19 protein-coding genes and 2 tRNA genes are annotated in these 26,368 nt (G+C 63.0%); 12 read left to right on the forward strand and 9 right to left on the reverse strand.

Annotated elements, in window-relative coordinates; all coding sequences use genetic code 11:
- Nucleotides 1–96 precede the first annotated feature (96 nt).
- Together tamA and tamB are read left to right on the forward strand one after the other, a co-directional pair.
- On the forward strand, nt 97–1,869 hold the full coding sequence (gene tamA / locus ACT5M9_RS19465; protein WP_457979531.1) for an autotransporter assembly complex protein TamA: 1,773 nt from the start codon (nt 97–99) through the stop codon (nt 1,867–1,869).
- 121 nt (nt 1,870–1,990) lie between these two features.
- Nucleotides 1,991–5,839, forward strand: a complete 3,849-nt coding sequence (gene tamB, locus ACT5M9_RS19470) for an autotransporter assembly complex protein TamB (protein ID WP_457979530.1) — start codon at nt 1,991–1,993, stop codon at nt 5,837–5,839.
- Nucleotides 5,840–5,954: 115 nt separating this feature from the next.
- Here the strand turns inward: tamB and ACT5M9_RS19475 are convergent.
- Nucleotides 5,955–6,039, reverse strand: a tRNA-Tyr gene (locus tag ACT5M9_RS19475).
- Nucleotides 6,040–6,071: 32 nt separating this feature from the next.
- A tRNA-Tyr gene (locus ACT5M9_RS19480) sits at nt 6,072–6,156 on the reverse strand.
- A 126-nt stretch (nt 6,157–6,282) separates the two neighbouring features.
- Here ACT5M9_RS19480 and ACT5M9_RS19485 point away from each other — a divergent pair.
- Nucleotides 6,283–6,807: a VC2046/SO_2500 family protein gene (locus ACT5M9_RS19485; protein WP_457979528.1), complete on the forward strand. Its 525-nt coding sequence runs from the start codon at nt 6,283–6,285 to the stop codon at nt 6,805–6,807.
- A gap of 77 nt (nt 6,808–6,884) precedes the next feature.
- On the opposite strand, the gene hpf is transcribed toward ACT5M9_RS19485, so the two are convergent.
- Nucleotides 6,885–7,223 (reverse strand): ribosome hibernation-promoting factor, HPF/YfiA family, encoded by a 339-nt coding sequence (gene hpf, locus ACT5M9_RS19490; protein ID WP_438549916.1) that lies wholly within the window; start codon nt 7,221–7,223, stop codon nt 6,885–6,887.
- A gap of 388 nt (nt 7,224–7,611) precedes the next feature.
- Between hpf and ACT5M9_RS19495 the strand changes: the two genes are divergently transcribed.
- From ACT5M9_RS19495 to yciA, 5 genes are all read left to right on the forward strand, one after another.
- Nucleotides 7,612–10,137, forward strand: coding sequence for a putative bifunctional diguanylate cyclase/phosphodiesterase (locus tag ACT5M9_RS19495; protein ID WP_457979526.1), 2,526 nt, complete (start codon nt 7,612–7,614; stop codon nt 10,135–10,137).
- A gap of 75 nt (nt 10,138–10,212) precedes the next feature.
- Nucleotides 10,213–12,129: a transglycosylase SLT domain-containing protein gene (locus tag ACT5M9_RS19500; protein ID WP_457979524.1), complete on the forward strand. Its 1,917-nt coding sequence runs from the start codon at nt 10,213–10,215 to the stop codon at nt 12,127–12,129.
- 181 nt (nt 12,130–12,310) lie between these two features.
- On the forward strand, nt 12,311–13,309 hold the full coding sequence (locus ACT5M9_RS19505; RefSeq protein WP_438549913.1) for a LacI family DNA-binding transcriptional regulator: 999 nt from the start codon (nt 12,311–12,313) through the stop codon (nt 13,307–13,309).
- 245 nt (nt 13,310–13,554) lie between these two features.
- On the forward strand, nt 13,555–14,370 hold the full coding sequence (locus ACT5M9_RS19510) for an NAD-dependent epimerase/dehydratase family protein (RefSeq protein ID WP_457979522.1): 816 nt from the start codon (nt 13,555–13,557) through the stop codon (nt 14,368–14,370).
- 210 nt (nt 14,371–14,580) lie between these two features.
- On the forward strand, nt 14,581–14,979 hold the full coding sequence (gene yciA, locus ACT5M9_RS19515; protein WP_438549911.1) for an acyl-CoA thioester hydrolase YciA: 399 nt from the start codon (nt 14,581–14,583) through the stop codon (nt 14,977–14,979).
- A gap of 6 nt (nt 14,980–14,985) precedes the next feature.
- Here the strand turns inward: yciA and ACT5M9_RS19520 are convergent, their stop codons facing one another.
- Nucleotides 14,986–15,210, reverse strand: a complete 225-nt coding sequence (locus ACT5M9_RS19520) for a hypothetical protein (RefSeq protein WP_438549910.1) — start codon at nt 15,208–15,210, stop codon at nt 14,986–14,988.
- 111 nt (nt 15,211–15,321) lie between these two features.
- Here ACT5M9_RS19520 and ACT5M9_RS19525 point away from each other — a divergent pair, with 111 nt between their 5' ends.
- Nucleotides 15,322–16,167: an endonuclease/exonuclease/phosphatase family protein gene (locus tag ACT5M9_RS19525; protein WP_438549909.1), complete on the forward strand. Its 846-nt coding sequence runs from the start codon at nt 15,322–15,324 to the stop codon at nt 16,165–16,167.
- Between the two features lie 67 nt (nt 16,168–16,234).
- Here the strand turns inward: ACT5M9_RS19525 and ACT5M9_RS19530 are convergent, their stop codons facing one another.
- Together ACT5M9_RS19530 and gloB are read right to left on the reverse strand one after the other, a co-directional pair.
- A complete protein-coding gene (locus tag ACT5M9_RS19530) occupies nt 16,235–17,782 on the reverse strand; it encodes a lytic transglycosylase (RefSeq protein WP_457979520.1) in 1,548 nt (515 codons plus the stop codon).
- 68 nt (nt 17,783–17,850) lie between these two features.
- On the reverse strand, nt 17,851–18,615 hold the full coding sequence (gene gloB, locus ACT5M9_RS19535) for a hydroxyacylglutathione hydrolase (RefSeq protein ID WP_457979519.1): 765 nt from the start codon (nt 18,613–18,615) through the stop codon (nt 17,851–17,853).
- An 81-nt stretch (nt 18,616–18,696) separates the two neighbouring features.
- On the opposite strand from gloB, the gene ACT5M9_RS19540 reads away from it, so the two are divergent.
- Nucleotides 18,697–19,419 carry a methyltransferase domain-containing protein gene (locus ACT5M9_RS19540; protein ID WP_457979517.1) on the forward strand — a complete coding sequence of 241 codons (723 nt, stop codon included), beginning with the start codon at nt 18,697–18,699 and terminating at the stop codon, nt 19,417–19,419.
- Between the two features lie 46 nt (nt 19,420–19,465).
- Here the strand turns inward: ACT5M9_RS19540 and rnhA are convergent, their stop codons facing one another.
- Nucleotides 19,466–19,930, reverse strand: a complete 465-nt coding sequence (gene rnhA / locus ACT5M9_RS19545; RefSeq protein ID WP_438549904.1) for a ribonuclease HI — start codon at nt 19,928–19,930, stop codon at nt 19,466–19,468.
- 52 nt (nt 19,931–19,982) lie between these two features.
- Here rnhA and dnaQ point away from each other — a divergent pair, with 52 nt between their 5' ends.
- Together dnaQ and ACT5M9_RS19555 are read left to right on the forward strand one after the other, a co-directional pair.
- Nucleotides 19,983–20,717 carry a DNA polymerase III subunit epsilon gene (dnaQ, locus tag ACT5M9_RS19550; protein WP_438549903.1) on the forward strand — a complete coding sequence of 245 codons (735 nt, stop codon included), beginning with the start codon at nt 19,983–19,985 and terminating at the stop codon, nt 20,715–20,717.
- Nucleotides 20,714–21,958 carry a TIGR03503 family protein gene (locus ACT5M9_RS19555; RefSeq protein WP_457979515.1) on the forward strand — a complete coding sequence of 415 codons (1,245 nt, stop codon included), beginning with the start codon at nt 20,714–20,716 and terminating at the stop codon, nt 21,956–21,958. The genes dnaQ and ACT5M9_RS19555 overlap by 4 nt, the downstream gene beginning before the upstream one ends.
- 60 nt (nt 21,959–22,018) lie before the next feature.
- On the opposite strand, the gene ACT5M9_RS19560 is transcribed toward ACT5M9_RS19555, so the two are convergent.
- Both ACT5M9_RS19560 and fadE read right to left on the reverse strand, forming a co-directional pair.
- Nucleotides 22,019–23,536 (reverse strand): HD domain-containing phosphohydrolase, encoded by a 1,518-nt coding sequence (locus ACT5M9_RS19560; protein WP_438549901.1) that lies wholly within the window; start codon nt 23,534–23,536, stop codon nt 22,019–22,021.
- A 166-nt stretch (nt 23,537–23,702) separates the two neighbouring features.
- Nucleotides 23,703–26,159, reverse strand: coding sequence for an acyl-CoA dehydrogenase FadE (fadE, locus tag ACT5M9_RS19565; RefSeq protein WP_457979514.1), 2,457 nt, complete (start codon nt 26,157–26,159; stop codon nt 23,703–23,705).
- Nucleotides 26,160–26,368 lie beyond the last annotated feature (209 nt).

Genomic DNA, 26,368 nt, shown 5'->3' on the forward strand with positions numbered 1-26,368 from the left:
GGTTATGCTAGGATGAGCGGCGCTTCTCGGGGTCAATCCCCATTATCATTCTAATTAATACAGCCATTTAATCACGTTATGCGGGGAAATCGACGTTTGACAGGATGCTATCCTCTCCTGCCAGCAGGGACCAGATCGCCCGGACGACATTGTCGTTCCGGGCTCGGTGCTTTGCTCGCCCTCTGCCTCTTGCTGCTGGCGATGCCTGCCATGGCCGCCAAGCTGACCTATCAGATCAAGGGGGTGAAGGGGGAGCAGAAGGATAACGTCGAGGCTTATCTCAACGCCCTGCCCGTCTATCAGGAGCGCCAGTACCGCACGGCGCGCACCCGGATTACCGAGGAAGTGCAAAAAGCGCTGCAGGTCTATGGCTACTATCAGCCCAAGATCACCCTGAACCGGGACAAGAAGGCCCCCGCCAAGGTGGTGATCGAGATAGACAGGGGCAAACCCGTGCTGATCTCGCGCCTCGACATCCTGCTGGAGGGGGATGCGAGCAACGACGAGATCTACAGCGCCCTGCTGGACAAGCTGCCCCTCAAGGAGGGGGATCCCCTCAACCACGGCATGTACGAGTCCATCAAGGCGGATCTCGGCAGCCTGGGACTGGCCCGGGGCTACTTTGACGCCAAGATCAGCAAGAGCCAGGTCAAGGTCTACCCGGATCAGGGCAAGGCGGAGATCTATATCCTGTTTCGCTCCGGCCCCCGCTACCGCTTCGGCGACATCCACTACGATGCGACCCCTGAGGCCCTGCGCCTGATCCGGCCCCTCATCAATATCCAGAGCGGCGAGCCCTATCTCGCCATCCGCCTCGCCGAGATGTCTCAGGATGTCTCCTCCACCAAGCTGTTCAAGCAGGTGGATATCAAGCCCATGATCAGCCAGGCCGAGAACAACAGGGTGCCGGTGCAGGTGACCCTCTCCAATCGGGTCGATCACGAGATCGAGGTGGGTGTCGGCTACGCCACCGACGTGGGGCCGCGCATGAGCGCCACCTGGGAGAAGCCCTGGGTCAACCGTTACGGCCACAGCCTCTCCAGCACCGCCAAGGTCTCGGCGCCTGAGGCTGAGCTCAGCTTCGACTACCAGATCCCGGTGGGCAACCCGCTGCGGGACTACTACTCGCTGCAGGCCGGTTACCAGTACACCAACAACAACGACACCCGCTCCGATCTCACCAGCATCGGGGTGCACCGCTGGAAACGGCGGCCGGAGAGCTGGGACAGGGACGTCTTCATCCGTCTCGAGAACGAGCGCTATGTGCAGGGGAGCGACGAGGGCAACAGCCTCTTGCTGATCCCCGGTGTCTCCTGGTCGCGGCTGCGGGTGCGCGGCGGCCTGGTGCCGGAGTGGGGGGATCGCCAGCAGCTGACCATGGAGTTCTCCAGCCCCTACTGGGGATCCGACATCAACTTCATGCGGGTGTGGGGGCGCAGCAAGTGGCTGCGTACCCTGGGAGAGGATCACCGCTTCCTGATGCGGGTCGAGCAGGGGGCCATCGTCGGGGACGACTTCTCCCTGGTGCCGCCCTCCCTGCGCTTCTTCACCGGTGGGGATCAGACGGTGCGTGGCTACGGCTATGAGACCATCTCCCCGCGGGATGCGGACGGCAAGCTGACCGGCGGCCGCTACACCAGCGTGGGCAGCCTGGAGTACAACTACCGCTTCAGCGAGAAGTGGCTCGGGGCCCTGTTCGTGGATACGGGCACCGCTACCGTCGACTACAGCGAGGCCTGGAAGATAGGCACCGGCTTCGGGGTGCGCTGGGTGACCCCAATCGGCCAGGTCAGGCTGGATCTGGCGGTCGGCATCTCCGAGGAAGACAAGCCGCTGCGGCTGCACTTCGCCCTGGGGCCAGAGCTATGAGGCAGAGTCTTGCGCTGCTTGTTAAATATTCTGTGACATCAAGTGCTGCCAACCCCACACTTGATGGTGTGATCCATCTATTCTGGCCGCTGCGGCTGCATTTTTCGCTGGGGTCTGCATCGTGATCTGGGTAAAACGCATTTTCTTGTGGTTGATGGGCATCATCTTCCTGCTGCTCATCGGCGTCAGCCTGCTGGGCTTCACCCATCAGGGCAACAAGTGGCTGTGGCAACAGGCCAAATCCGCCCTGCCTGCTCTCAAGGGGGAGCTGGTGGCGGGCCAACTCGGCTACGGCTGGACCCTGGAAGGGGTCGGTTGGCAGGATGAGCTGGTGGATGTCACCGTTGAGCGTGCCGTGCTGGACTGGGATCTCGGCAAGTTGCTGCAGGGCAAGCTCTGGATTAAGTCCCTGGCGGTGACCCACCCCGTGGTGCGGGTGGCCGAATCCGAGCCCGTGCCAGAGGAGCCGTCAGAGCCCTTTGTTTGGCACCCCTTGCCCCTTCGCATCCAGTTCGACAGCCTCAGGGTGGCGGATCTGGACCTGGTCGTGCCCGGCGTGGCGGTGACCCTCAAGGATCTCGACATCGGTGCCACCCTGAATCGGCAGGGGCTCATCGTGCGTGGGCCTGTGCTGGATGGCCTCAACATAGTGCTGGCGGAGGCCCCCAAGGACGCGGCCGACGACAAGAAGCCTGCCGACAAGACGAAGCAACCCGCCAAGCCGGCGCAGAGCAAGGCGGCCACTGACAAGCAAGACAAACAGGACAAGCAAGCCGGCAATGCCTCCCTGGCGGCCAAGTCGCCCGAGGGGGCCAAGGCAGACAGGAGCGGCAAGGGCAAGGCCGCGAGCAAGCCCGAACCCATCAGCCTGCCCGCCATTCGCCTGCCATTCCCCATCCAGCTGGAAGGGCTCAATGCCACCAAGCTGCGCTACCAGCAAGGGGAGCTCATCGAGGGGCTCGACAAGCTGCTGCTCAGCGCCACGGCCAGGGAGGAGCGGATCGATGTGCGCGAGCTCTCCCTGCGCCACGACATGGCGGATCTGGCCCTGAGCGGTCATGTGCGCCTGATCGACGACTATCCTCTGGCCCTGACCCTAGATGCCAAGGCCCGCAAGGGGCTCAAGCAGTGGGAGCTCGACACCGAGAAGGCGACCCTCAAGCTGGATGGCTCCGTGGGCAAGCTGGCGCTGGCGCTGCAGGCCAAGGGGCCGGTGGCCGCCAATCTCAAGGGGACCCTGGCGGCCCTGGATCCCGATTTGCCGTTCGAGCTGGCGCTGGACTGGCCGCGCCTCGGCTGGCCGCTTCACAAGCCCGCTAAGGATGAGCCCAGCTATCAGCTGGACAAGGGCACCCTGAGCGCCAAGGGCAAGCTCTCCGGCTATCAGTTTGCCCTGAAGACCGCCGGCAAGGGCACGGACGTGCCCCCCTTCAAACTGGCGATCGAAGGCAAGGGGGATCTGAACCAGCTCAGTCGCATCGAGCTGTTGCTCAATGCCCTGACCGGGGAGCTCAAACTCGACGGCAAGCTGGCCTGGAGCAAGGGGGTCCAGTGGCAGGGCAACACCGAATTCAAGGGGATCAACCCGGCCGAGCTGGTGCCCGAGATCAAGGGCAAGCTGGGGGGCAAGATCGCCAGCCGCTTCGAGCTGACCGAGGCGGGACACTGGCAGCTGGCGCTCCCCGAGCTCAACATCGAGGGCAAGCTGAACCAGTATCCCCTGGCCCTGAAGGGAACCCTCAGCGGCAACGACAAGATGGAGTGGACCATCCCCTCCCTGGCGCTGCAAAGCGGCCCGAACCGGCTGCAGGCCAAGGGGGCGCTGACCCAGCAGGCCTGGAAACTGGATGCGGATCTGGATGCACCCCAACTGGGAGGCCTCTATCCCGCCCTCAAGGGGGACATCAAGGGCCAGGTGCGCGTCACCGGCAACCAGCAGGCCCCCAGAGTGAACGCGGATCTGGCCTCTGGCCGCCTCGTCTATGACGGCATAGTGCTCAAGGGCATCGCCATCAAGGGCAATGTGCTGGCTTCCGACAAGCCTGCCGGCGAGCTGTCGATGACGGTGGCGAGCCTGGTGCAGGGGGTGAACAAGCTCTCCGATCTCGCCCTCAACGCCAGCGGCGATCTCAATCGTCATGGGCTGACCTTGACCATGAAGGGGGATCCGGTGGCGGCGAACCTCAGCATCAACGGCAGCCTGCGCGGGGATCACTGGCGCGGTGCCCTGTCCGAATTGAAGCTGAAGACGCCCCTCAAGCGCTGGACCCTGACCGCCCCCTGGGCGCTGGATGCGGATCTGCCCAGGCAGCGGCTGACCATGGGGGATCTCTGCCTCGGCTCCCAGGGCTCGACGCTCTGCGTCAAGGGCAGCCAGATCTCTGCCGCTCAGGGCAGCCTGGAATTTGCCCTCAGCCAGTTCGATCTCAAACGCCTGCGCCCCTGGCTGCCGGACAACTTCCGCTGGCAGGCTGTGCTGTCGGCGGATGGCCGGGCCAGCTGGCGCGGCTCTCAGCCGACCCTGCACGCCACCGTACGCACCACCCCAGGCACCCTGGTGGCGGACGAACTCAAGACCGATTATCAGCGCCTCGAGCTTGGGGTGGACTTCGAGCGCCAGCGGGCGGCCATTCGCCTCGATTTCGCCTCGGAGAAGATAGGCAACATAGACACGGATCTGCTCATTCGGGAGCCTGACGGACGGGGCCAGCTGTCGGGTCAACTCAAGTTCGACGACCTCAAGCTGACCGCCTTCGCCCCCCTCATTCCCGAGGTGCGCTCTCTGCAGGGGATCATCTCCGCCAATGCCCGCTTCGATGGCACCATCAAGGCGCCCCTGCTCTATGGGGAGCTCGCCCTCAGGGACGGCGAAGTGCAGACCCATTCCGACATGGTGACCCTCTCCAAGCTGGTGACCCGCCTCAAGATAGACGGCAACCGGGCCGAACTCGATGGCTCCATGCTGGTGGGCAAGGGCCCCCTGGCGCTGGGGGGCTGGATGAGCTGGGCCAGGCAGCCTCTCACCGGCAGCCTCACCATCCAGGGCAAGGATCTGGAGGCCCAGTATCCCGGCATGGGACGAGTGCGGGTGACGCCGGACATCGCCATCTCCCTCGGGGAGGAGACCAAGGTCAGCGGCAAGGTGGAGATCCCCTGGTCTCGGATCCTGGTCAAGAGCCTGCCGGACAGCGCGGTGGCGGTGTCGGACGACGTGACCGTGATCTACGATGATATCCCCCCCGTGCCCAAGGCCGAGCCCCTGCCGATGGAGATCAACCTCGCCATCCGGCTGGGGGACGACGTGCGCCTCGAGGCCATGGGTCTCAAGACCAAGATGGCCGGCGGGCTCACCATCCGTCAGGATCCCTCCAAGCCCCTGTCGGGCAACGGTCAGCTGGAGCTCAAAGATGGGCGCTTCAAGGCCTACGGTCAGAACCTCATCATCAAGGAGGGGCGGATCATCTTCTCCGGCCCCATCGATCAGCCTTATCTCAATATCGAGACCTATCGGGATCCCGATACCATAGAGGACAACGTGACCGTCGGGGTGCGGGTGACGGGACCGGCCGCCAAGCCGAAGATCACCGTCTACTCCGAGCCGCAGATGGCGCAGTCCGAGCAGCTCTCCTATCTGCTGCGGGGCAAGGGGTTGCAGACAGGTGGCGAGGATGGGGGCTTCAACGGCCTGCTGGTGGCGGGCGCCGTCAGCCAGGCCAACGGGGTGGTCTCCAGCCTGGGTGAATCCCTCGGCATGAGCGATGTGGCCCTGGATACCGCCGGCAGTGGGGATGACACCCAGGTCACCCTGTCGGCCTATCTGCTGCCCGGCCTGCAGTTCCAGTACGGGGTCGGGGTGTTCAGCCCCATCGCCGAGTTCAAGCTGCGCTACGAGGTGATGCCGAGGCTCTACCTGCAGGCCATGAGCGGGGTGGCCCAGGCGGTGGACATCTTCTATCGCTTCACCCTGTGAGGCCGGCATGAGCAGGAAACGGGAGGCGTCAGCCTCCCGTTTTCATTGGGGCTGGCGACAAGATGCGGGAGCCGAAAAAGCGAAAACCCGGCACGGGGCCGGGTTGTCTGAAGAGTGGTGGAGGGAGAAGGATTCGAACCTTCGAAGGCAGAGCCGTCAGATTTACAGTCTGATCCCTTTGGCCGCTCGGGAACCCCTCCACGGGGTATTTTCCTGATTGTTCGCACTTGAATGGTGGAGGGAGAAGGATTCGAACCTTCGAAGGCAGAGCCGTCAGATTTACAGTCTGATCCCTTTGGCCGCTCGGGAACCCCTCCCCAAGTGCGAGGCGCATACTAACAGATCCCTCACCGTTGTGAACCCCTTGCCGGGGATTTTTAATGCTTAAAGGATCGGGTTGACGGCCGATAAGCAATGAAACCCCCATTTATAAGATTTATCCCATGTTGCCAAACGCCATTCGCGATCGCCTGCTCGTCGATGAAGCCCAGCTGGGCCAGCGTTTAAACCAGGATCTGCGACAAGGGGACAGGGCCGACTTTCGGCTGCACCTGGCACTGCTGACCGACGCCGTTGAAGAGCAGCCCTGGTTTGGGGAGCGGCCTGCCGGCGCCCCCGACCGCCGGGAGTGGCGCCAGCACTTCGGCTTGCCGGCGCAGGCTCCCCTGCAGGGCGGTGTGGAGAAGGGGGATGCCAGCGATATCAACGAGCGCCTGCAGCAGGGGGGCTGCGCGCTGGATCTGCAGCTCTGGCTGGCGCTGCGCTCCCCCCCCATAGTGGCGAAGACATCGGCGCTGCCTCACGCCGTCTACGACAACCTGTCGGCCCTCGGCCGAGAGCGCTGGCAGGCCAGGCTATCGTCTGATGTACCGGGGTCGGTGCCGAGGGGAGAAGACCCTCTGTTGATGCTGCCCCTGCTCGATAAGTTGAAGGGCGGGGTGGAGGCGGGGTTGCACTGGCTGAGCTGATGGCTGAAAGAGGGGCAGCAAAAAAGGCGGGATAACCCGCCTTTTTCGTCAATCCTGGTGAGGAGTGCTGTGCCCTGTCAGACATCGGCCTCATCAGGTTCCAGCTGCGGCGCTTCTTTGGCCGAAGCGCGGCGCGCGATGGGCTTCTCGGTGTGGCGGTTGAGCTGGCGTTCCAGCTTCTGACCCAGTTCGGTGACGGCGGCGTAGAGATCCTCGTGCTCTGCCTGCGCAAACAGCTTGCCATTGGGGACGCCGGCCTTGGCCTCGACGATGTACATCAAACGCTCTTTCGAGATGATCACATGAGGTGTGATAAGAGGCACCTGAAGACGCTCGAGCTTTTCAAACCGGGATTCGATGCGCTCGCGGATAGCCGGGGTAATCTCAATGATTTTACTGGTAATTTCAATTTTCATATTGGCCCCCTTCGGGTCGTCTTGCTTGTGTCTTCACCTCCAGATTACCCATGTAGGCGGATGAATGTGTGATCTGGATCACGAAATATCCTCTCGGTTATTTAGCGAATTATAAATTGTGACCTTTTCCGGTTTCGTGCCAAAAACCGCTTGAGCTCAGCGAAACCGGCAGGCAGTATGGCGGAAGTAGGATCGTTTCTGTCCCCCCTTGGCAGCGCCTTGTGCCGACCTGATCTCTGGTCTCTGCCCCCTGGTCTCGAATATCTTTGTCCATATTCATCCCATCCCACCGCAGGCGGATTGCCGTGTGCCGGTGAAGATATGCGTTTACAGATACCGGCTCGCAGGTGTTCGGGCGGGTAAGCTGGTTGTAGTGTTGGAGTCGTAAATGAAACAGCAAGCCACTCAACTGATGTGGTTTTATGATCGGCAACTCGAGAAATGGAGTCTGTCCGATCATCTCTCCTGCCAGCCCTGGCAGGGGGAGGGGGCCCACCCTTGGGCCACAAGGCTGGTACAGGAAGATGAAGCCGGCTTCGCCGAGTTTCTCTCCAGACTCCATGACTCGGACCAACCCGGCCAGTTTATCGGCCACCTGCAGGACGAAGACGGAGCCATGCATCACGTGCTCTGGTGCGGCCAGTATGTGCCCGCCCAGGGTCTCTGCTGTGGCTGGGTGGCGCCTCTGGACATGGCGTCCCGCACCCCGGACAGCGGCCAGTCGGCCACTCTCTCCCCGCAACCCCCATTGCTGCAAGATCCCTTGCTGGCCCAACTGGCGCAGGCACTCTCCGCCAAGACGGGGCTCGACTTCTGCCATACCCTGGTCAATGAACTCGCCCATATTCTGGGGGCCAGCGCGGTCTGGCTGACGGAGTATCAGGGCAGGGACAGGCTCAAGGTGCTGGCGAGTCAGGGCATAGAGCTCAAGGAGTACTCGCCGGCCCAGATGCCCTGCCAACGCCTCTATGAGCAGGACGCCGCCAGTGCGGCGCCGGTGAGCGGGCGGCTGATGGAGGGGGCCGGCACCCTGCCCGGACAGTACTATTATGCCCAGCCGCTGCGGGATCGCGCCGGCCAGCTGCTGGGTCACCTGGCCCTGCTGTTCCCGAGCGAGATCCAGACCGCCAACCTGGACGCCGTGCTGACCCTCTTCTCGGCCCGCATGGTGGCCGAGCTGGAGCGCCTGCACAGCGACGCCCAGTTGCGACTCTCCGCGGTTGCCTTCGAAACCCACGAAGGGATCATCATCACGGACCCCGAGTTCAAGATCCTGCGGGTCAACCACGCCTTCAGCCAGATCACCGGTTTCGACAACCAGGGGGTGATCGGCCAGCACCTCGGCAATGATCTCTGGTCCGGCCTCGGGGGGCTTGGCTACGAGCTCAGCAGCCTCACGCGCTGGCAGGGGGAAACCCTGCGTCTGCACGCCGACGGCCGTGCCTACCCCCAATGGGAGATCGTCACGCCGGTGCAGGATGACAAGGGGGGGATCAGCCACTATGTCATCTTCTTCGAGGACATTTCCGAGCGTAAGGCGGCGGAGCGCCGCATCCAGGATCTCGCCTACTACGATGAGCTGACCGGCCTGCCCAATCGCCGCCAGCTCCATGAAACCCTGGCCCAGGCCTTCATCGAGGCGAGCCGCGAGCACCTGGTCGGCGCCCTGCTGTTCATCGATCTCGATCACTTCAAGACCATCAACGACTCCCTCGGCCACGCCACCGGCGACTGGCTGCTCAAGGAGGTGGCCAGCCGTCTCAAGCGCTTGGTGCGGCAGGGGGATTGCCTAGCCCGCCTCGGGGGTGACGAATTCGTATTGCTGCTGCCATCGCTCTCGGCCAGCCCGCCCCAGGCGGAGATGCAGGCCGACATGATTGCCGAGCGCCTCATCGGGGAGATTGCCGCCCCCTACAGCCATGGGGGCCAGGTGCTGCATATCGGTGCCAGCGTTGGCATCACCCTGTTCCCCGGCCGGGAGCAGGAGGCGGGGGACTTGCTCAAGCAGGCGGATACCGCCATGTATCAGGCCAAGTCGGCGGGGCGCAAGACCCGGCGTTTCTTCGATGCCTCCATGCAGTTGCAGGCCGACCGGCGCCTGCTCATCCACAATGAGCTGCGCAGTGCCCTCAACAACCAGGAGTTGACGCTCCACTACCAGCCCCAGCACATGGTGGAGGGCGGGGAGTTCATCGGGGTGGAGGCGCTGATCCGCTGGCAGCCGCCCGGCCGTGCCCTGGTGTCGCCGGGGGAGTTCATCCCCATCGCCGAGGAGACGGATCTCATCGTCGACATCGGCAACTGGGTGTTGTACGAAGCCTGCACCCAGTACGTTTCCTGGGAGGAGAGCGGCATCCACGTGCCCCAGCTGTCGGTCAATGTCAGCGCCAAGCAGTTCCATGCCCACGACTTCGTCGAGCGCATTCACGACGTGCTGGCGGCGACCGGCATGGATCCCGGCAGTCTGAACCTGGAGATCACCGAATCCGTGGTGCTCGGCCATGCGGAAGATACCATCAGCAAGATGGCCGAGCTCAAGACCCTCGGCATCAGCTTTGCCATCGATGACTTTGGCGCCGGCTACTCCTCCCTCAGCTACCTCAAGCGGTTACCGGCGGATGAGCTCAAGATCGACAGATCCTTCATTCAGGACATACCCAGGGATGGGGACAACATGGCCATCGTCGAGGCGGTGATCGCCATGGCGCGTCACATGGGTTTCAACGTGACGGCGGAGGGGGTGGAGTCGCGCCAGCAGTTGGAATTCCTGCAGGCTCAGGGGTGTCATTTCTACCAGGGATACCTCGCCTCCAAGCCGCTGCCCGTGCCCTATCTGGAGCGCTATATCGAGCGCCTGTCCCGCAGCGAACGGCACCCTCCTGCCGATAAAAATAGTGTGGCGTTGCCCCCCTGATTAGCGGGTAGAATGAGGGTCATATCACCACCGCCAACGGGCGGTGGCTCTGCTTCTCAAGGGAGTACGCTATTCGTGAAAGCCGTCTGGGGAATCATAGTATCGGCGCTGTGCGCATCCGGGTTTGTGGCGCAGGCTTCGGCACAAACCATGGAGCAATCCCTCTACCGTCAGGCCTATGATGCGGTGCGTGCCGATGATCAGGCCCGTTTCCAGCAGATCCGCGCCCGCCTGACCCACTACCCCCTGCTGCCTTACCTAGATTATTACCAGCTGGCCTTCCGGCCGGGGGCGGCGGATTATGGCGACGTGACCCGCTTCATCCGCCAGCATGGGGATACCCCCCAGTCCAATCGGCTGGAGCGCGCCTATCTCACCTATCTGGCCCAGAGCCAGCAGTGGTCCCAATTCCTGCGCTTCTACCCGGCCAAGCCCAGCTCCACCGACCTGCTCTGCCAGCACTACCAGGCCCGCTATTACACCGGGCAGCAGAAAGAGGCGCTGCGCGAGGCGGGCAAACTCTGGCTGAGCGGGCAGTCCAGGCCGGATGCCTGCGATCCCCTGTTCGATCTCTGGCAGCAGGCGGGGCTGCGTACTCAGGACAAGATCTGGCAGCGCATGCAGCTCGCGTTCGAGACGCAGAACCCCAACCTCATCCGCCACCTCGGCGGCCAGTTGGGGGGCAGCCTGAAACCCTATGGGGATCAGATGATCGCCCTCTATGATCAGCCGGCCCGGGCGATGAACCCTGCCTACTTCACGACGGCCCCCCAGTCCCGGCACCTGCTCGCCCTCGGCCTGGCGCGCTACGCCAATCAGGAACCCGAGGCAGTGCTGCGCCAGCTGGGGGAGATGAAGCGACGCTTCGGCCTCAGCCAGAGCGAGGTCGCGACCGTGGAGCGTGCCGCCGCCCGTCGTCTGCTGCTGGACAGATCCACCGCCCAGCGTGGCTGGCTGGATGCCACCCTGGCGCGCAGCAAGGATGCCGAGCTGCTGGAGCTGAGGGCTCGCCTCGCCATCTGGGAGCTGGATTGGCGCGGCCTCTCCGGCTGGGTCAAGAAGATGCCCATGGGGGCCCAGAAGGAGGATCGCTGGCGCTACTGGATGGCCCGCTCCCTCGAGGTGCAGGGTCAGCAGAAGGCGGCGCGGGATCTCTATCTCGAGACCGCCAACCTGCGGGGTTTCTATGGCTTCATGGCGGCCCAGCGCACCGGCGTGCCCTATCGCATGAAGAACCAGAGCTCGGGACACAAGGTGCCGGACTGGCGCACGGCGAGCAGCCGCTGGCCCTTCCTGCTGCGGGTGCGCGAGCTGTTGGCCATGAACGAGATCACGGCGGCACGCTCTGAGTGGATCCACAACATGGATCGCAACAGCGTGGCCCAGCGCATCGAGTTTGGTCACATCGCACTCAATCAGGGCTGGCACGAGCTGGCTATCCTCTCCAGCATCCGGGCCGAGGCCTGGGATGCCCTGGACTTGCGCTTCCCGCTGCCCCTCAAGCGCACATTCTCCCAGATGGCCCAGGAGCGGACCATGAACACCAGCCTGCTCTACGCCATCTCCCGCCAGGAGAGCGCCCTCTACCCGCTGGCGCAGTCGCCGGTGGGCGCGCGGGGCCTGATGCAGCTGATGCCGGCCACCGCGAAGGAGACCGCCAGCAAGCTGGGAGTGCCGTATCGCAATGAGCAGCAGCTGTTCGATCCGGCCATGAACATCCGCCTCGGCAGCGCCTATCTCAAGCGGCTGCTGGATGTGTATGACGGCAACCGAATTTTGGCTGCGGCGGCCTACAATGCGGGGCCTGGCCGGGTGAAACGCTGGCGGGAGCAGAGTACGGACAAGCCGATGGATGTCTGGGTGGAGAGCATCCCCTACCGGGAGACGCGCAATTATGTGCAGAACGTGCTCTCGTTTGACCTCATCTATCAGCACAAGCTGCAGCAGCCCCTTCGCTTCATGTCCGATCGGGAGCTGAATCACACCTACTGAGGCAAGGAGGCAGTCACCATGGTGGCTGCCTCCCATTGTTCCCCCAAAATGGTTATCATCCCTTAAGTTTTGTTACAAAAGGAAACCTGCCAGGTGATCGGGCACCCCATCTTGGGCTGGCAGGTTCGATATAATGACCCGATCAACAACACAAACAGGCTTTTCAACCAAGGACTAGAGAGTGGCAACGATCAAAGACGTTTCTCAGCTGGCGAATGTGTCCATCTCGACGGTGTCGCGCGTCATCAACAACACGGCCCAGGTCGCCCCCGAGAAGCGTGAGGCCGTGCTGGCGGCCATGAAGGAGCTGAGTTTCCGCCCCAACAGTTTCGCCCAGGCGCTGGTGAGCAAGCGTTCCAACTGCATCGGCGTGCTGGTGGGGGATCTTTGCGGCGGCCCCTTCTTCGCCCAGATGATGCGCGGTATAGAAAGCGTGGTCGACAAGGCGAACAAGTTCACCATAGTGGTCTCCGGCAACCACGACGCGGCCCGGGAACGCCACGCCATCCAGGCCCTGTTGCAGCGCCAGTGCGACGCCCTGATCCTGCACAGCAAGGCGCTGCCGGACGAGGAGCTGAGCGAGCTGGCGGCGGGTTCAACCCCCATCGTCTTCATCAACCGCCAGGTGCCGGGCTGCGAGGATCGCTGCGTCTGGCTGGACAACCAGGCGGGCATCACCACCGCCTGTCAGCACCTGCTGGATGCGGGACACCGCAAGATCGCCTTCGTCACCTCGGATGACGAGGAGTTCGTCGACGGTCAGCAGCGGATGGCCGGTTATCGTTTCGCCCTGCAGCGGGCGGGCATAGCGTTGGATCAGTCCCTCATCGGCCGCGCCTTCGCCGACGAGAAGGGGGGCTATGTGGCCATGAGCGAGCTGCTGGCGCGCGGGGTCGAGTTCAGCGCCGTGCTGGGCTTCAACGATGCCATGGTGGCGGGAGCCATCTCCTGCCTGCTGGAGCGGGGCTACAAGATCCCCCAGCAGGTCTCTGTGGTGGGCTTCGACGACATCCCCTACGCCCGCTACATCTACCCCAAGCTCACCACGGTGCGCTATCCCATCGAGGAGATGGGGGAGCGGGCGGCCGAGCTCGCCCTGCTGCTGCTGGATCACAAGCCGGCCGAAGGGCTGGCCCTGAAGTTTGAAGCCGAGCTGGTGAGCCGGGAGTCCGTCGCCTGAGCGAAAGTTGGCCCCAACTGGGCCGACTTTTTCGCCTCGAATTGAAAGCGCTTTCAGAAATCCTTTTCAACTGTGATCGGCTTCAAAGCTTTTTGCCCGCGCTGCCACTAGCATAGGCCCCACGAATTAGGAGCGTGCGCTCCCGATTTTCCCGCTGTGGGAGGTAACCGGTCAATCCGGCTATTTCCTTCGTTACTTTCGACGGTCATCATGGATGGCCGTTTTTTTTTGCCGAGATTTTAGCGATGACGACAGAGCATGAGTATCAAACGGGAATAGTGGGAGCGGGCTGGCTGGGATTGCCGCTGGCGAAGGCGCTGCTGGGGCAGGGTCACTCGGTCGCTGTGACGGTGAGCTCGGCCGAGAAAGCCGCACGGCTGCAATCGGAAGGCATCACCGCCTTCCCTCTGCGGCTCGCCCCCGAGCTGGCCGAGCCCCTGCCATTTCGCAGCCAGGCGCTGGTTGTCTGCGTGCCGCCGAGCAAGACGGAAGACTATCCCGCTGCGGTTACCCGTCTGTGCCAGCTGGCCTTGGCGGCGGGCACGAGAAGGGTGCTGTTTATCAGCGCCACCTCGGTGTGGGGGCCGGGGCAGACGGAGGAGGAGTCCCCGCGTCCGGCCCATGAGCGAGGGGAGCGGATGCTGGCCGCCGAGCGTGCCGTGCTGCAGGCCGGGTTTGAGTGCGCCATGGTGCTGCGTCCCGCCGGTCTCTACGGCCCGGCGCGGCATCCCGGCCGCTTCCTCGCGGGCAAGACGCTGGCGGGGGGCGGTCAGGCGGTGAACCTGGTGCATCTGGACGATGTCATCGGTGCCTGCCTGCTGATGCTGGACAAGGGGCAGGATGGGGAGGCCTACAACCTGAGCGCCCCCATTCACCCGCGTCGGGAGCAACTCTATCCCTTCGCGTCCCGTCTGCTCGGCCTGACGCCGCCTGTGTTCACCGAGCCGCGGGGGGAGTTTGCGCCCATCGAGGGGCAGCGCATCTGCCAGCGGCTCGGCTTCGTCTACCGCTGGCCCGATCCCGCCCACTGGTTTGCGGACCTGGCAGCACAATCAGATTGAAACAAGATGGGGCTCAATATTATCTGCTGCGTCCCATAGGTCCGGTTCACGTTTGGGCCCCAGGCAATTGCGATTTGCCAAGGGCGGTCTCCCCCCCTATCATGCCGCATCCATAGTGAGTGTGCGGTCATGATGCGGGCCGGGCGACGTCATCCAGGTGAGTCGCATCCTGCGCCATGGCGCCCTCTCTCCACATCATAGAGAGCCGTAATGATGGTCGATACCACGCGTCACCCCGATGGGGAGCTGTTGCTGAGAACCCTGGCAATGCCAGCCGATACCAACCCCAATGGCGACATCTTCGGGGGCTGGATCATGTCCCAGATGGATATAGGTGGGGGCATCATGGCCAAGGAACTGGCGAAGGGGCGCATCTGTACCGTCTCGGTCGAGGGCATGACCTTCCACAGTCCGGTCAAGGTGGGGGACGTGGTGTGCTGCTACGGTCGCTGCCTGAAGGTGGGTCGCAGCTCCATGCGGCTGAAACTGGAGGTCTGGGTCAAGCCGGTGCTGCGGGAGAACGAGGCCCAGCGTTACTGCGTGACCGAGGGGGTCTTCACCTACGTCGCCATCGACGATCAGGGGAAATCCCGGCCCGTGCCGGTCTGATCCGGTTCAGGCAAGCCGGGCGCTGATGATGGATATTTCCTGCTCAAGCCCGGTTTTTTGCCGTATCATGCGCTCCAGCATCTCTTCCGAGCCGACACACTGGAAAGTGTCGAACAGGCAGAGATCGCACTGGGGATCCCGCCTGATCTGATAGACGGTGGAAAGCTCCACTTGATGACAAGTTCCTTGTTGATCGTAGAATGTCACGCGGTACTGGTGCTGTCTCGCCATTGCGGGATCCCTCATGGATGAGTCGGGCCGGACACGAATAATGAGACTAGTCGGCGTTCATGACATTTGTGATGGTCGTGGCGCCTTGCAGAGGCAGGTGGTTGTTAGCCAATGAAAAATAGTTATCGCATTCTGGGGACCTCCCTGCTGACGCTGGGATTGGTCGGCTGTTTCGAGGTGCCGGATCAGGATCATCTGGTCACGGCGGCGGGCATAGTGCCCGGCATGAGCTGCCATAAGCCGCCGTTGGTGGCACTGGCATCCACCGCTTTGCCTCGAGAATTTGGCATCACCGTCTGGAATCTCTATAAGGGTCAGCGTAAAAACTGGCGAGAAGGGCTGGATGAGTATGCCAAGTCCCAGGATCTGGTGCTGTTGCAAGAGTCCGCCACCCGGCCCGAGATGCTGGACTGGCTGAAGCGAGGCGACTTCCAGTGGCAACAGCTGCAGGCCTTCACCCAGGGGGGCGTCTCCTTCGGGGTGATGACGGTCGCCAAGACGCCCCAGGCCTTCGTCTGCGGCGTGCGCTCTCCAGAGCCCCTGCTGCGGATCCCCAAGTCCGGTCTGGTGAGCCTCTATCCCCTGCAGGGGGATCCGGACGGCGTGCTGGTGGTGAACCTGCATGCGGTCAACTTCGAGCTCGGCATGGCCACCTTCCGCGAGCAGATCAACGATCTGACGGCTCTGGTGCATCGCCATCAGGGGCCCGTGATCCTGGCCGGGGATTTCAACACCTGGAGCGACAAACGGGAATACTGGCTGAACAAGCTGGTGGGAGAGCTCGGCCTGCAGGAGGCCATTCCGGTACCGGATCTGCGCCGTACCGCCTTCGGCCGTCCGCTGGATCACCTCTACTACCGCAACCTGGATCTGGTGGAGGTGAGCTCGCCGGCCACCGATGCCTCGGATCACAACCCCATCATGGCGCGCTTCGCGGCCCAGGCCATCACGCCCTAGGGGGTAATGGATGCCAGGCAAAAAAATACCCCGCACTCGCGGGGTATTTTTTATCTGGCTTCAGCCATCAGCTGTTGTTCTTCACGAACAGGGTCAGCTCCTGGCCCGGTTTCAAGTAGTCGCTCTTGCCGAGCTGATTCCAGCGCATCACGTCGTTGACGGCGACCTGGAAGCGGGCGGCGATGGAGGAGAGGGAGTCTCCGCGACGCACCTGATAGACCATGGACTTGTTGCTGCCCTTGCCCTGCTTGGGCCAGACCACCAGCTTCATGCCAGGCTTGAGGGCTGACTTGGCGTTCAGACCGTTCCACTTGGCCAGATCGGCGTGGGTGACCCCGTGCGCCTGGCTGATGCTCCACAGGTTGTCACCGGAGCGCACCTGATACTGGATCTTGTTGCCACCGTTGCTGGCGAGCTGTTGCGGCTTGCTCTGGGCGGCCTGACTCACCATGGCTTTGCCGCCGTTGGGGATGATCAGGCTCTGGCCACGGCGCAGGTTGTTGCTGCGCAGGTTGTTGGCCAGCTTGAGCTGCTGCACGCTCACCCCGTGATTCTGGGCGATGCGGGACAGGGTATCCCCGCTGGTGACCTGATAGGAGCGCACGCCACGGCTGCGTTCACGCTGGGGCAGATCGGCCAGGGCCAGCTCCAGGGTGTCGGCATACTCGACGGGCACCAACAGGTTGTAGGGGCCACGGGGCGACGTCATGCCACGCTTGAGCGCGGGATTGAGCGCCTTCAGCTGGGAGGCAGAAACCCCCGCCAGCTGCGCTGCCACGTTCAGATCGATCTGGCCACCTGTGTTGATGGTGCGCAGTTGCGGCTTGTTGGCCAGCACCGGCAGGGTGACATTGTATTTGTCCGCGTTGCGGATCATGTCGGCCATGGCCAGGATCTTGGGCACATACATCCGGGTCTCGCGGGGCAAGTCCAGGGACCAGTAGTCGGTCGGTCGACCGGCCTTCTGGTTGCGGATGATGGCATTGCGCACCCGGCCTTCACCGGCATTGTAGGCCGCCAGGGTCTGCAACCAGTCACCGTCGAAGAAACGGTTCAGGTACTCCAGATAGTCCAGTGCGGCGTTGGTGGACGCGATCACATCGCGACGACCGTCATACCAGTTGTCGTGGCGCAGGCCAAAGTTCTTGCCGGTCGCAGGAACGAATTGCCAAAGACCGACCGCATTGCTGCGGGAGCGGGCATTGGGATCGAACATGCTCTCGATCATGGGGATGGTAATAAGCTCCATTGGCAGCTCACGCCGTTCGATTTCCTCTACCATCAGATACAGGTAGGGCTCAGCCCGGCTGGCAATGGTCGCCATATGCTTATCATTACGCAGTAACCAATCACGCTGTTGGCGGACTCGGGCATTATCGTGCGAGTCCAGCTGCATATCATCGCTGATACGCACCCACAGGTTATCAGTGTCATCCAGCTCTTCTATCTGTTCGTCACCGAACAGCAATCGGGAAGAGTGTTTCTTGTACGTTTTCTTGTTGACTTGGGGGGATTTGATCGGCTCGATTGCCGTTACCGCCCGGTCATCCTGATGGCTCAGGTTTTGACAGCCGCTGAGAAACAGCGCCGCCAATAAGGCCGTTCGTAGCTTCATCTCGCTCAGGTCATATTGGAAAAACAGCCCGCATCATAAGGGGCAATGGCCCCCTGATCAAGGTTTGTTCAAAAAACGTCCTTCCAGCGACGCAGGACGGCGAAGGTATCCTCTGGATTTTCCAAGCATTTCAGGGCGTATTTTTCAGCAGAAAATTTCACCGAGTCCTGCTCACAGCGCATAAATACGTTGAAATGACGTTCATCCCCCAGACGGGAGGGGAGACTCGGCAGGCCCTGCTGGCGCAGCTTGCTGATCAGCCCGATCTGGCGCTGGATCGCCAGGTTATCCGGCTCCACCGCGTGAGCGAAACGCAGGTTGGAGAGGGTGTACTCATGGGCACAATAGAGGAGGGTGTCGTCGGGCAGGGTCGCGAATCGCTGCAAAGAGGCATACATCTGGGCCGGGGTGCCTTCGAACAGACGACCGCAGCCGGCGGAGAACAGCGTATCGCCACAAAACAGCATGCCGTTGCCGTGATAGGCGATGTGGCCCAGGGTGTGGCCGGGCACATGCATGACCTCGAGACTCAGGCCATGCCAGTCGATCCGGTCGCCGTCTTCGAGCCACTGCCCCTGGTGATCCGGCATGGGGTCGTGCCTGGGGCCATAGAGGCGGGCGAGGGGGAACCGGCCGAGTAGTTCGCCCACGCCACCCACATGATCCTTGTGATGATGGGTCAGCAGGATGGCGTCGAGCTCGAGCCCCAGGGCCTCGAGCCGTGCCAGCACGGGGGCCGCCTCGCCCGGATCGACCACCAGGCAGCGATTCTCGTGTCGGATCAACCAGATGTAATTGTCGCTGAAGGCGGGAATTGTGATGACGGTATACATGGGTCGGCGTCTCTTAGTGTTCTCTTTGTGGAAGGGATCTTATATAACAGGATGGCATTCGAACCCCGGATTGGTCCCATTATGCAGCTGGCTCGTACCGAACAACAGATCGCGATCCCGACCAGCTGGTCGATGCTGCCCATGGGTGACTGGGTGGCCGCCGAGCTGCAGGAGCGCCTCGATAACTGGTGCCCGCATCTGTTTGGCTATCATCTGCTGAAGATTGGCGCCCTGAGCGCCGAACTCTCCTGCGGCAACTCCTCCATCCGCCACCAGGTTGGCATAGCCCCCGAGGGGCGGGCGCTGGACATAGTGGGGGATCCCCTTGCCCTGCCGGTGCGCAGTGCCAGCGTGGATGCCTGCCTGCTCGCCCATTGTCTCGATTTCTCCCAGGATCCCCATCAGGTGCTGCGCGAGGCCGAACGGGTGCTGACCGACGACGGCTGGCTCATCGTCAGCGGTTATAACCCGATGAGCCTGGTGGGGCTCGGCCACTATGTGCCCTTCATGCGCCAGCACCTGCCCTGGTCGGCGCGCATGTTTACCCCGACCCGGGTAACGGACTGGTTGCAACTGCTGGGGTGCGAGGTGATGTTCGACGAGCGTTTCGGCTTCTCCTTCATGGGCAGGCAGAGCCGGGTGGCCTGGTGGCGGGAGAGTCTGGGGCGGGATTATTGCCGTTCCCTGGCGTCTGTCTACGTGATCGCCGCCCGCAAGCGGCGCTTCCCCATCACGCCGGTGCGCCGTCGCTGGCGCCTGCCAAATTCGATGGCGGCGCCGGGCATGGCGCGTCAGGGTGGGTAAGCCGCCACTCAGGCCGAGTCGTGGCAGGGGATCTTCACCCTGATGCTCAGGGCTGATAGCCGGTGTCTTCGGCGAGCTGTTTGCCGCTCGCCGCATCCCGGGCCAGCTCGTCGCAGCGCTCGTTCTCCGGGTGGCCGGAGTGGCCCTTGACCCAGAGCCATTCGATCTGGTGGCGCGCCACTTCCGCATCCAGCGCCTGCCAGAGGTCGACGTTCTTGACCGGCTGACGGTTGGCGGTCATCCAGCCTTTCTTCTTCCAGCCGATGATCCACTGGGTGATCCCCTGGCGCACATACTGGCTGTCGGTGGTGAGCCTGACCTGGCAGGGTTCGTTGAGGGCACGCAGTCCCATGATGGCCGCCATCAGCTCCATCCGGTTGTTGGTGGTGAGGCGATAACCCCCCGCCAGCTCCTTGCGATGCTTGCCATAGACCATGACGGCGCCATAGCCGCCGGGGCCCGGGTTGCCGAGGCAGGAACCATCCGTATATAAATCAATCTGTTTTAACATGAGCCTTGGGGTAAACTAGCGAGCAAAGCTGAAGTTTGACATAGATTGGATCATGAGCACACCCCAACTGAATCGCCAGATCATTCTGGATACTGAAACCACAGGTATGAACACGGCAGGCGGTCCCGTCTACCTCGGCCACCGCATCATCGAGATCGGCTGTGTGGAGGTGATCAACCGCAAGCTGACCGGCAACCATTTCCATGTCTACATCAAGCCGGACCGCCTGGTGGATCCCGAGGCCATCGCGGTACACGGCATCACGGATGCCTTCCTGGCGGACAAGCCGGCGTTCAGCCAGATAGCGGACGACTTCATCGAGTTCATTCGCGGCGCCGAGCTCATCGCCCACAACGCGCCCTTCGACGTGAGCTTCATGGACTACGAGTTCAGCAAGCTCGGCCTCAGTTTCAAGACCGCCGATATCTGTGGCATCACGGATACCCTGGCGATGGCGCGGGATCTCTTCCCCGGCAAGCGCAACAACCTGGACGTCCTGTGCGATCGCTACGGCATCGACAACTCCCACCGAACCCTGCACGGGGCCTTGCTGGATGCGGAGATCCTGGCGGACGTCTACCTGCTGATGACGGGTGGCCAGACCAAGCTCAATCTGGCCAGCGAGAGCAGTGAGAGCGACAGCAATCAGGACACCAGCATCCGACGGCTGGCGGACGATAGGGCCCCCTTGCGGGTGATCCGCGCCAGCGACGAGGTGGTCGCGACCCATGAGTCGCGCCTCGATCTGGTGCAAAAGAAGGGGGGAGCCTGCCTGTGGCGGCAATGAGCAAGTTCTGGGGTGGCCTGCTGTTGCTGGCTTCGTGCGGATTGATGGCCAACGAGGTGTTTGCCCCCTCCGACATCCCCTTGCTCGACAACCGGTTTCGCATCGATTACGGGGTGAAGGAGATCACCTTCATCATCAAGCGCCAGCCGGATACCCCCTCGGTGATCCTGGTGCGGCCAGATGGCAGCAAGCTCTATGTGGGCAAGGTTACCCCTCCCGACGTGGGCTGGCTGGCGCTGCCGGATCAGGATCTCATCACGGTGCGCGACCCCATGCCGGGTCCCTGGCAGGCCATAGGGGCGGTGGATCCGGACAACCGGGTGCGCCTGTTGACCGACATCCGGCTCGAGAGCGAGCCGCTGCCGGCCCGCCTCTATCAGGGGGAGCGCGTCAAGTTGCAGTCCCGCCTGCTGATCGATGGCGAGGCCCCCGATGCCGGCTACTACCTCACGGATCTCGGCATGACGGTGCGGCTGCAGCAATTTGGCGACGACAGTCAGAGCGGCGAACCCGTGCTGGAGCAGACCCTGGGGCACTATCACGATGACGGCAAGGGGCTCGATGAGCGGCCAAGGGATGGCATCCTGACCGCCGAGGCCGTGCTGGATGTGCCGGCGGGCAAGTACCGCGCGCTCTACAGCACGGGCAATCAGGTGTTCACCCGTGCCCAGTCACAGCAGGTGCTGCTCTATCCCATGCCGCTGAGCTATACCCTGACTCCTCCCTCGGACGAGGCGGGGGCTGGCATCGCCCTGCACATCGATGGGGAGGAGCTGGATCCGGCATCCGTGGTCATCCAGGGCAAGGCGGCGAGCACCGCCGGGGATCGCCAGGTGTTCAATGCCGTGGCGAGCGGCCCCGACGTACGCATCGCGCTCTCTGCACTTAAAGAGGTGGGTCAGTACAAGGTGGAGGCCACCCTGTTTGGCACGACGCGCCTCGGGCGCGAGATCCAGATGCAACTGCCTGCCAAGTCCTTCAACATCTTGCCAGTGCTGGCCCCCACACCCTCCGCCGCCCCGGCACCCAAGCCGGTGAAGTTCGAGGAGCGGGAGAGCCGCCCCTGGCTGCCCTGGGCCCTGGGGGGCGGTGCCGCCTGCCTGCTTCTGCTGGGAGGCGCAGGTTTCCTCCTGCTGCAAAAACGCCGTACCCTGCACAAGGCGATGGCAGCGCAGAAGGCGCAGAGCGAGGCCGCCGCTCCCCCTGTGCCCAAGCTGGATCTGAACCTGCCGCAGCAGTGATGCCCGCCTGTGAAAAAGCCGCCCATCGGGCGGCTTTTTCATTACGCGTTTCAGCAGGTCTCAATGTTCCCCGACGTAGATGTCCTTGTACTGATCCCGGATGTCGAGGAACTTGTCCAGGTTGGTCAGCATCAGATCCACCAGCTGGGGATCGAAGTGCTGGCCCCGCTCGGATTCAATCAGAGCGAGCACCTTCTCCTGCGGCCAGGCTTTCTTGTAGCAGCGATCCGACCCCAGGGCGTCGAACACATCGGCAAGGGCCACGATGCGCCCCTCCAGCGGGATGGCTTCGCCGCCGAGCCCGTTGGGGTAGCCGCTGCCGTTCCATTTCTCGTGGTGACTGCCGGCTATGGTGGCGCCTATCTGGAACAGGGCCAGATCGCTGCCGGAGAGCATGTCCTGCCCGAGCTGGGCGTGGGTCTTCATGATCTCCCACTCCTCGGGGGTGAGCTTGCCCGGCTTGTGCAAGATGGCGTCGGGGATGCCCACCTTGCCGATGTCGTGCAGGGGGGAGGCGCGCTTGATGAGCTCGCAGCGCTCCTCCTGCATGCCGAGCAGCTGACAGAACAGCTCGGTGTAGAGCGCCACCCGCTTGACGTGCAGGCCGGACTCCTTGGATCGGGTCTCCACCAGTTCGCCGATGCGGTAGATGATCTCCCGCTGATTGTCGCCGATCACCTCGTTGAGCCGGATGTTCTCCAACGCCACTATGATGTTCTCGGTGAACAGGCTCAGCAGGCCGGTGTCCATCTGGTTGAGGGGGCGGCTGGTCTCGATGTGGAACAAGAGGTGGTGGCGGGCATTCTGGCAGTAGAGCACCAGCTGGTTGCCGTCGTAGACGTTGGCGCCCTTGGTCATGGCATGACGCAGTATGGCGGGCGCCTCGCTCAGACGCAGGGCGGGCCCGTCGCTGAGGAGGGGTTCCAGCACCTGATCCCGCACCTCGTAGGCCAGATGCTTCACGTCGTAGATCTGGGACTCCTCCAGATTGAGCAGGGCGCTGAGCTGGGTCTGGGCACCCTCGACGAACTGGCGCAGGGCCCGCTGCTCGAAGATCCCCTTGGAGGCTTCGATCACCTTCTCCAGCCCCTGGCGGTTGCTCTCCAGGGTGCGGATGTCCCGATAGGAACGCAGGCTGGCTCGCAACAGGGTGCGCAACTTCTGGGAGGTGAGCTCGGTCTTGTCCTTGTAATCGTTGATATCGTAATTGGCGACGACGTCATCTTCCGGCGCCTGGCCGGGCTGGCCGGTGCGCAGCACGATGCGCACCATCTTGTTGTGCAGTTCGCCCCGCACGAATTTCACCACCTCCAGGCCGGCGTGATCGGCTTCCATGACCACATCCAGCAACAAGAGGGCGACATCCGGGGTACTGGCGAGCAGGGCCTTGGCCTCGGCGGCCGAATAGGCATGCAAGAAGTCGATGGGCTTGCCGTCGAACTCGAACTTGCTCAGGGTGATCTTGGTGATGCGATGCACCTCGGGCTCATCGTCCACTATCATCACCTTCCAGCCGGGAAGCCGGCTGCTGGGCTGGTCCAGATCGTCATCGTCAATAATCAGGATTTGATCATCCATTATGCAATCCTGTCTTGGGTTCTGTGGTTACCTTAACCGCTTCACCAAGGATAGGAAACGGCTTGATAAACAAAATATGATCCAGCTTCCCTCTCTTTTTTATCCCCCATGCCGGCCATGAAAAACGCCTCCACAAAGGGAGGCGTTTTGGTGTTCAACCGTCGGTTCAGGCTGCCCTGTGATAGGCCGAGGGTTCAAACAGTGCCTTGTTGGCCACCAGGTCGACGGGATCGAAGTCATCGACGTTGATTGTGTGCAGACGGCTCTGCTCGGCGCGGCGTAGCAGCTCGGCTTCGCCCTGGTTGATGATCCCGAGTGCGAGGCCCGCGTCGGCGACCTTGTCCAGCTGGGTGAAGGGGCGTTTGCTGCCTTCGGCCTTGCAGATCTTGTCGAACAGGGGCTCTGCGGCCAGCACGTCATCCAGCGCCTGCTCCAGCAGGCCGAAGGGGTTGCCCTCCTCGCGGGTGAGGTACTGACCCTCGGCCAGACGGTCGCGGGTGGCGCTCGGTGTCTGCAGCAGCCGGGCAACCTGCTGGTCCAGCTTGTCGGACGGGCGCTTCAGGTCGCGGCCGAGGGGCAGCACGATGGCGCGCAGGGCCAGGCCAACCCAGCGATTCGGGAAGTTGCGCAGCAGCTCGTCGATCGCCTCCTGTGCCTTGAACATGGCGTCTTGCAGCGCCCAGTGCAGCAGCGGCAGATCCGCCTGCTGGCGACCCTCGTCCTGGAAGCGCTTGAGGGCGCTGGAGGCGAGGTAGAGCTGGCTCAGCACGTCGCCCAAGCGGGCTGAGACCCGCTCCTTGCGCTTGAGCTCGCCCCCCAGGGTGCCCATGGCCATGTCGGACAGGAAGGCCAGGTTGGCAGACAGCCGGGAGAGCTGCTGGTAGTAACCCTTGGTCTGATCCTTGTACGGCGCGGCGGCGAAGCGGGCACCGGTCAGGCCCAGCCAGAAGCTGCGCACCAGGTTGCTGATGGCGAAGCCCACGTGGCTGAACACCGCCTTGTCGAACGCCTTGAGCGCCACTTCCTGATCCGGGTGGCTGGCGGCCAGCATCTCCGGCAGCACATAGGGATGGCAGCGGATGGCACCCTGGCCGTAGATGATCATGCTGCGGGTCAGGATGTTGGCCCCTTCTACCGTGACGGCGATGGGGGCGCCCTGATAACCGCGGGCCAGGTAGTTGTTCGGCCCCATGCAGATGGCCTTGCCGCCGTGCACGTCCATCGCATCTATGATGCACTTCTGGGCACGGTCGGTGAGGTGGTACTTGACGATGGCGGAGATGACCGAGGGCTTCTCCCCGAGATCGATGCCGGTGACCGTCAGCTTGGCGGCGGCCCCCATGATGTAGGCGTTGCCACCCAGACGGGCCAGGGGCTCTTCGATCCCTTCCATCTTGCCGATGGGCAGCTTGAACTGGCGGCGGATGCGGCTGTAGGCGCCGGTGGCCAGGGCCAGCATCTTGACGCCACCCGTGCTGTTGGAGGGCAGGGTGATGCCGCGGCCGACGGAGAGGCACTCCACCAGCATGCGCCAGCCCTGGCCGGCCATGGCGGGGCCGCCGATGATGAAGTCCAGCGGCACGAACACATCCTCGCCGCGGGTCGGACCGTTCTGGAACGGCACGTTGAGGGGGAAGTGGCGGCGGCCTATTTCGACGCCAGCTATGTGGGTCGGGATCAGGGCGCAGGTGATGCCGAGCTCCTCTTCCTCACCCAGCAGGTGATCCGGGTCGCGCAGCTTGAACGCGAGGCCGAGCACAGTGGCGATGGGGGCCAGGGTGATGTAGCGCTTGTTCCAGGTCAGGCGCATGCCGAGCACCTCTTCCCCTTCCCACTCGCCCTTGCAGACGACGCCAAAGTCGGGAATGGAGCCGGCGTCCGAGCCCGCCTCCGGGCTGGTCAGGGCGAAGCAGGGGATCTCCTTGCCTATGGCCAGGCGGGGCAGGTAGTGGTCCTTCTGCTCCTCGGTGCCATAGTGCTGCAACAGCTCACCCGGGCCGAGGGAGTTGGGTACGCCCACGGTGGAGGCGAGCACGGCGCTGGCGCCGCACAGCTTTTGCAGTACGCAGGACTGGGCATAGGCGGAGAATTCCAGCCCGCCGTATTTTTTCTTGATGATCATGGCGAAGAACTTGTGGTCCTTCAGGTACTGCCACACCTCGGGGGAGAGATCCGCACGCTCGTGGGTCACTTCCCAGTCGTTGACCATGCGGCACACTTCCTCCACCGGACCGTCCATGAAGGCCTGCTCCTCGGCGCTGAGGGTGGCGACCGGGATGGCATGCAGCTTCTTCCAGTTCGGATTGCCGGCAAAGAGGTCGGCCTCCCACCAGGTGGTACCCGCCTCGATGGCTTCCTTCTCGGTGCGGGACATCTCCGGCATGATGGATTTGTAGATCTTGAACAGGGGCTTGGTCAGCTGATTGCGGCGAAACTCCACCAGGTTGAGGGGGATGGCAACCAGGGCGAACAGTACCCACACCAGCAAGGGGACATGGCCATAGAAGGCGCCGATAACCAGGGCTGCAGCCGTGGCAAGGGTGGCGGTGAACAGGGACGCCCGGCGATAAGCCATGGCGCCGATCACCAGGATCACTCCGAGCAGAGTGAGGGTCGTCGTCATTTTTCGCTCCTTGAATGAGTTGCCAAGTTTGATTGAACTGATCCAGAGGTCTGACCTGTTGGATGTGGCCTCTGTTGTAATTCATGGGCACAAAATTATCAAGCTGTTTACAACTTGGTTACCTCCAGGCTGTGAGCCAGCTAACGGGGGCCGTTTCCTGCGCCCTTGCCGGGGCAGGGGGGCGACGGCGGGATCAGCTTGTGCGACAA

The organism is Aeromonas sp. AE23HZ002T15 (assembly GCF_054165525.2).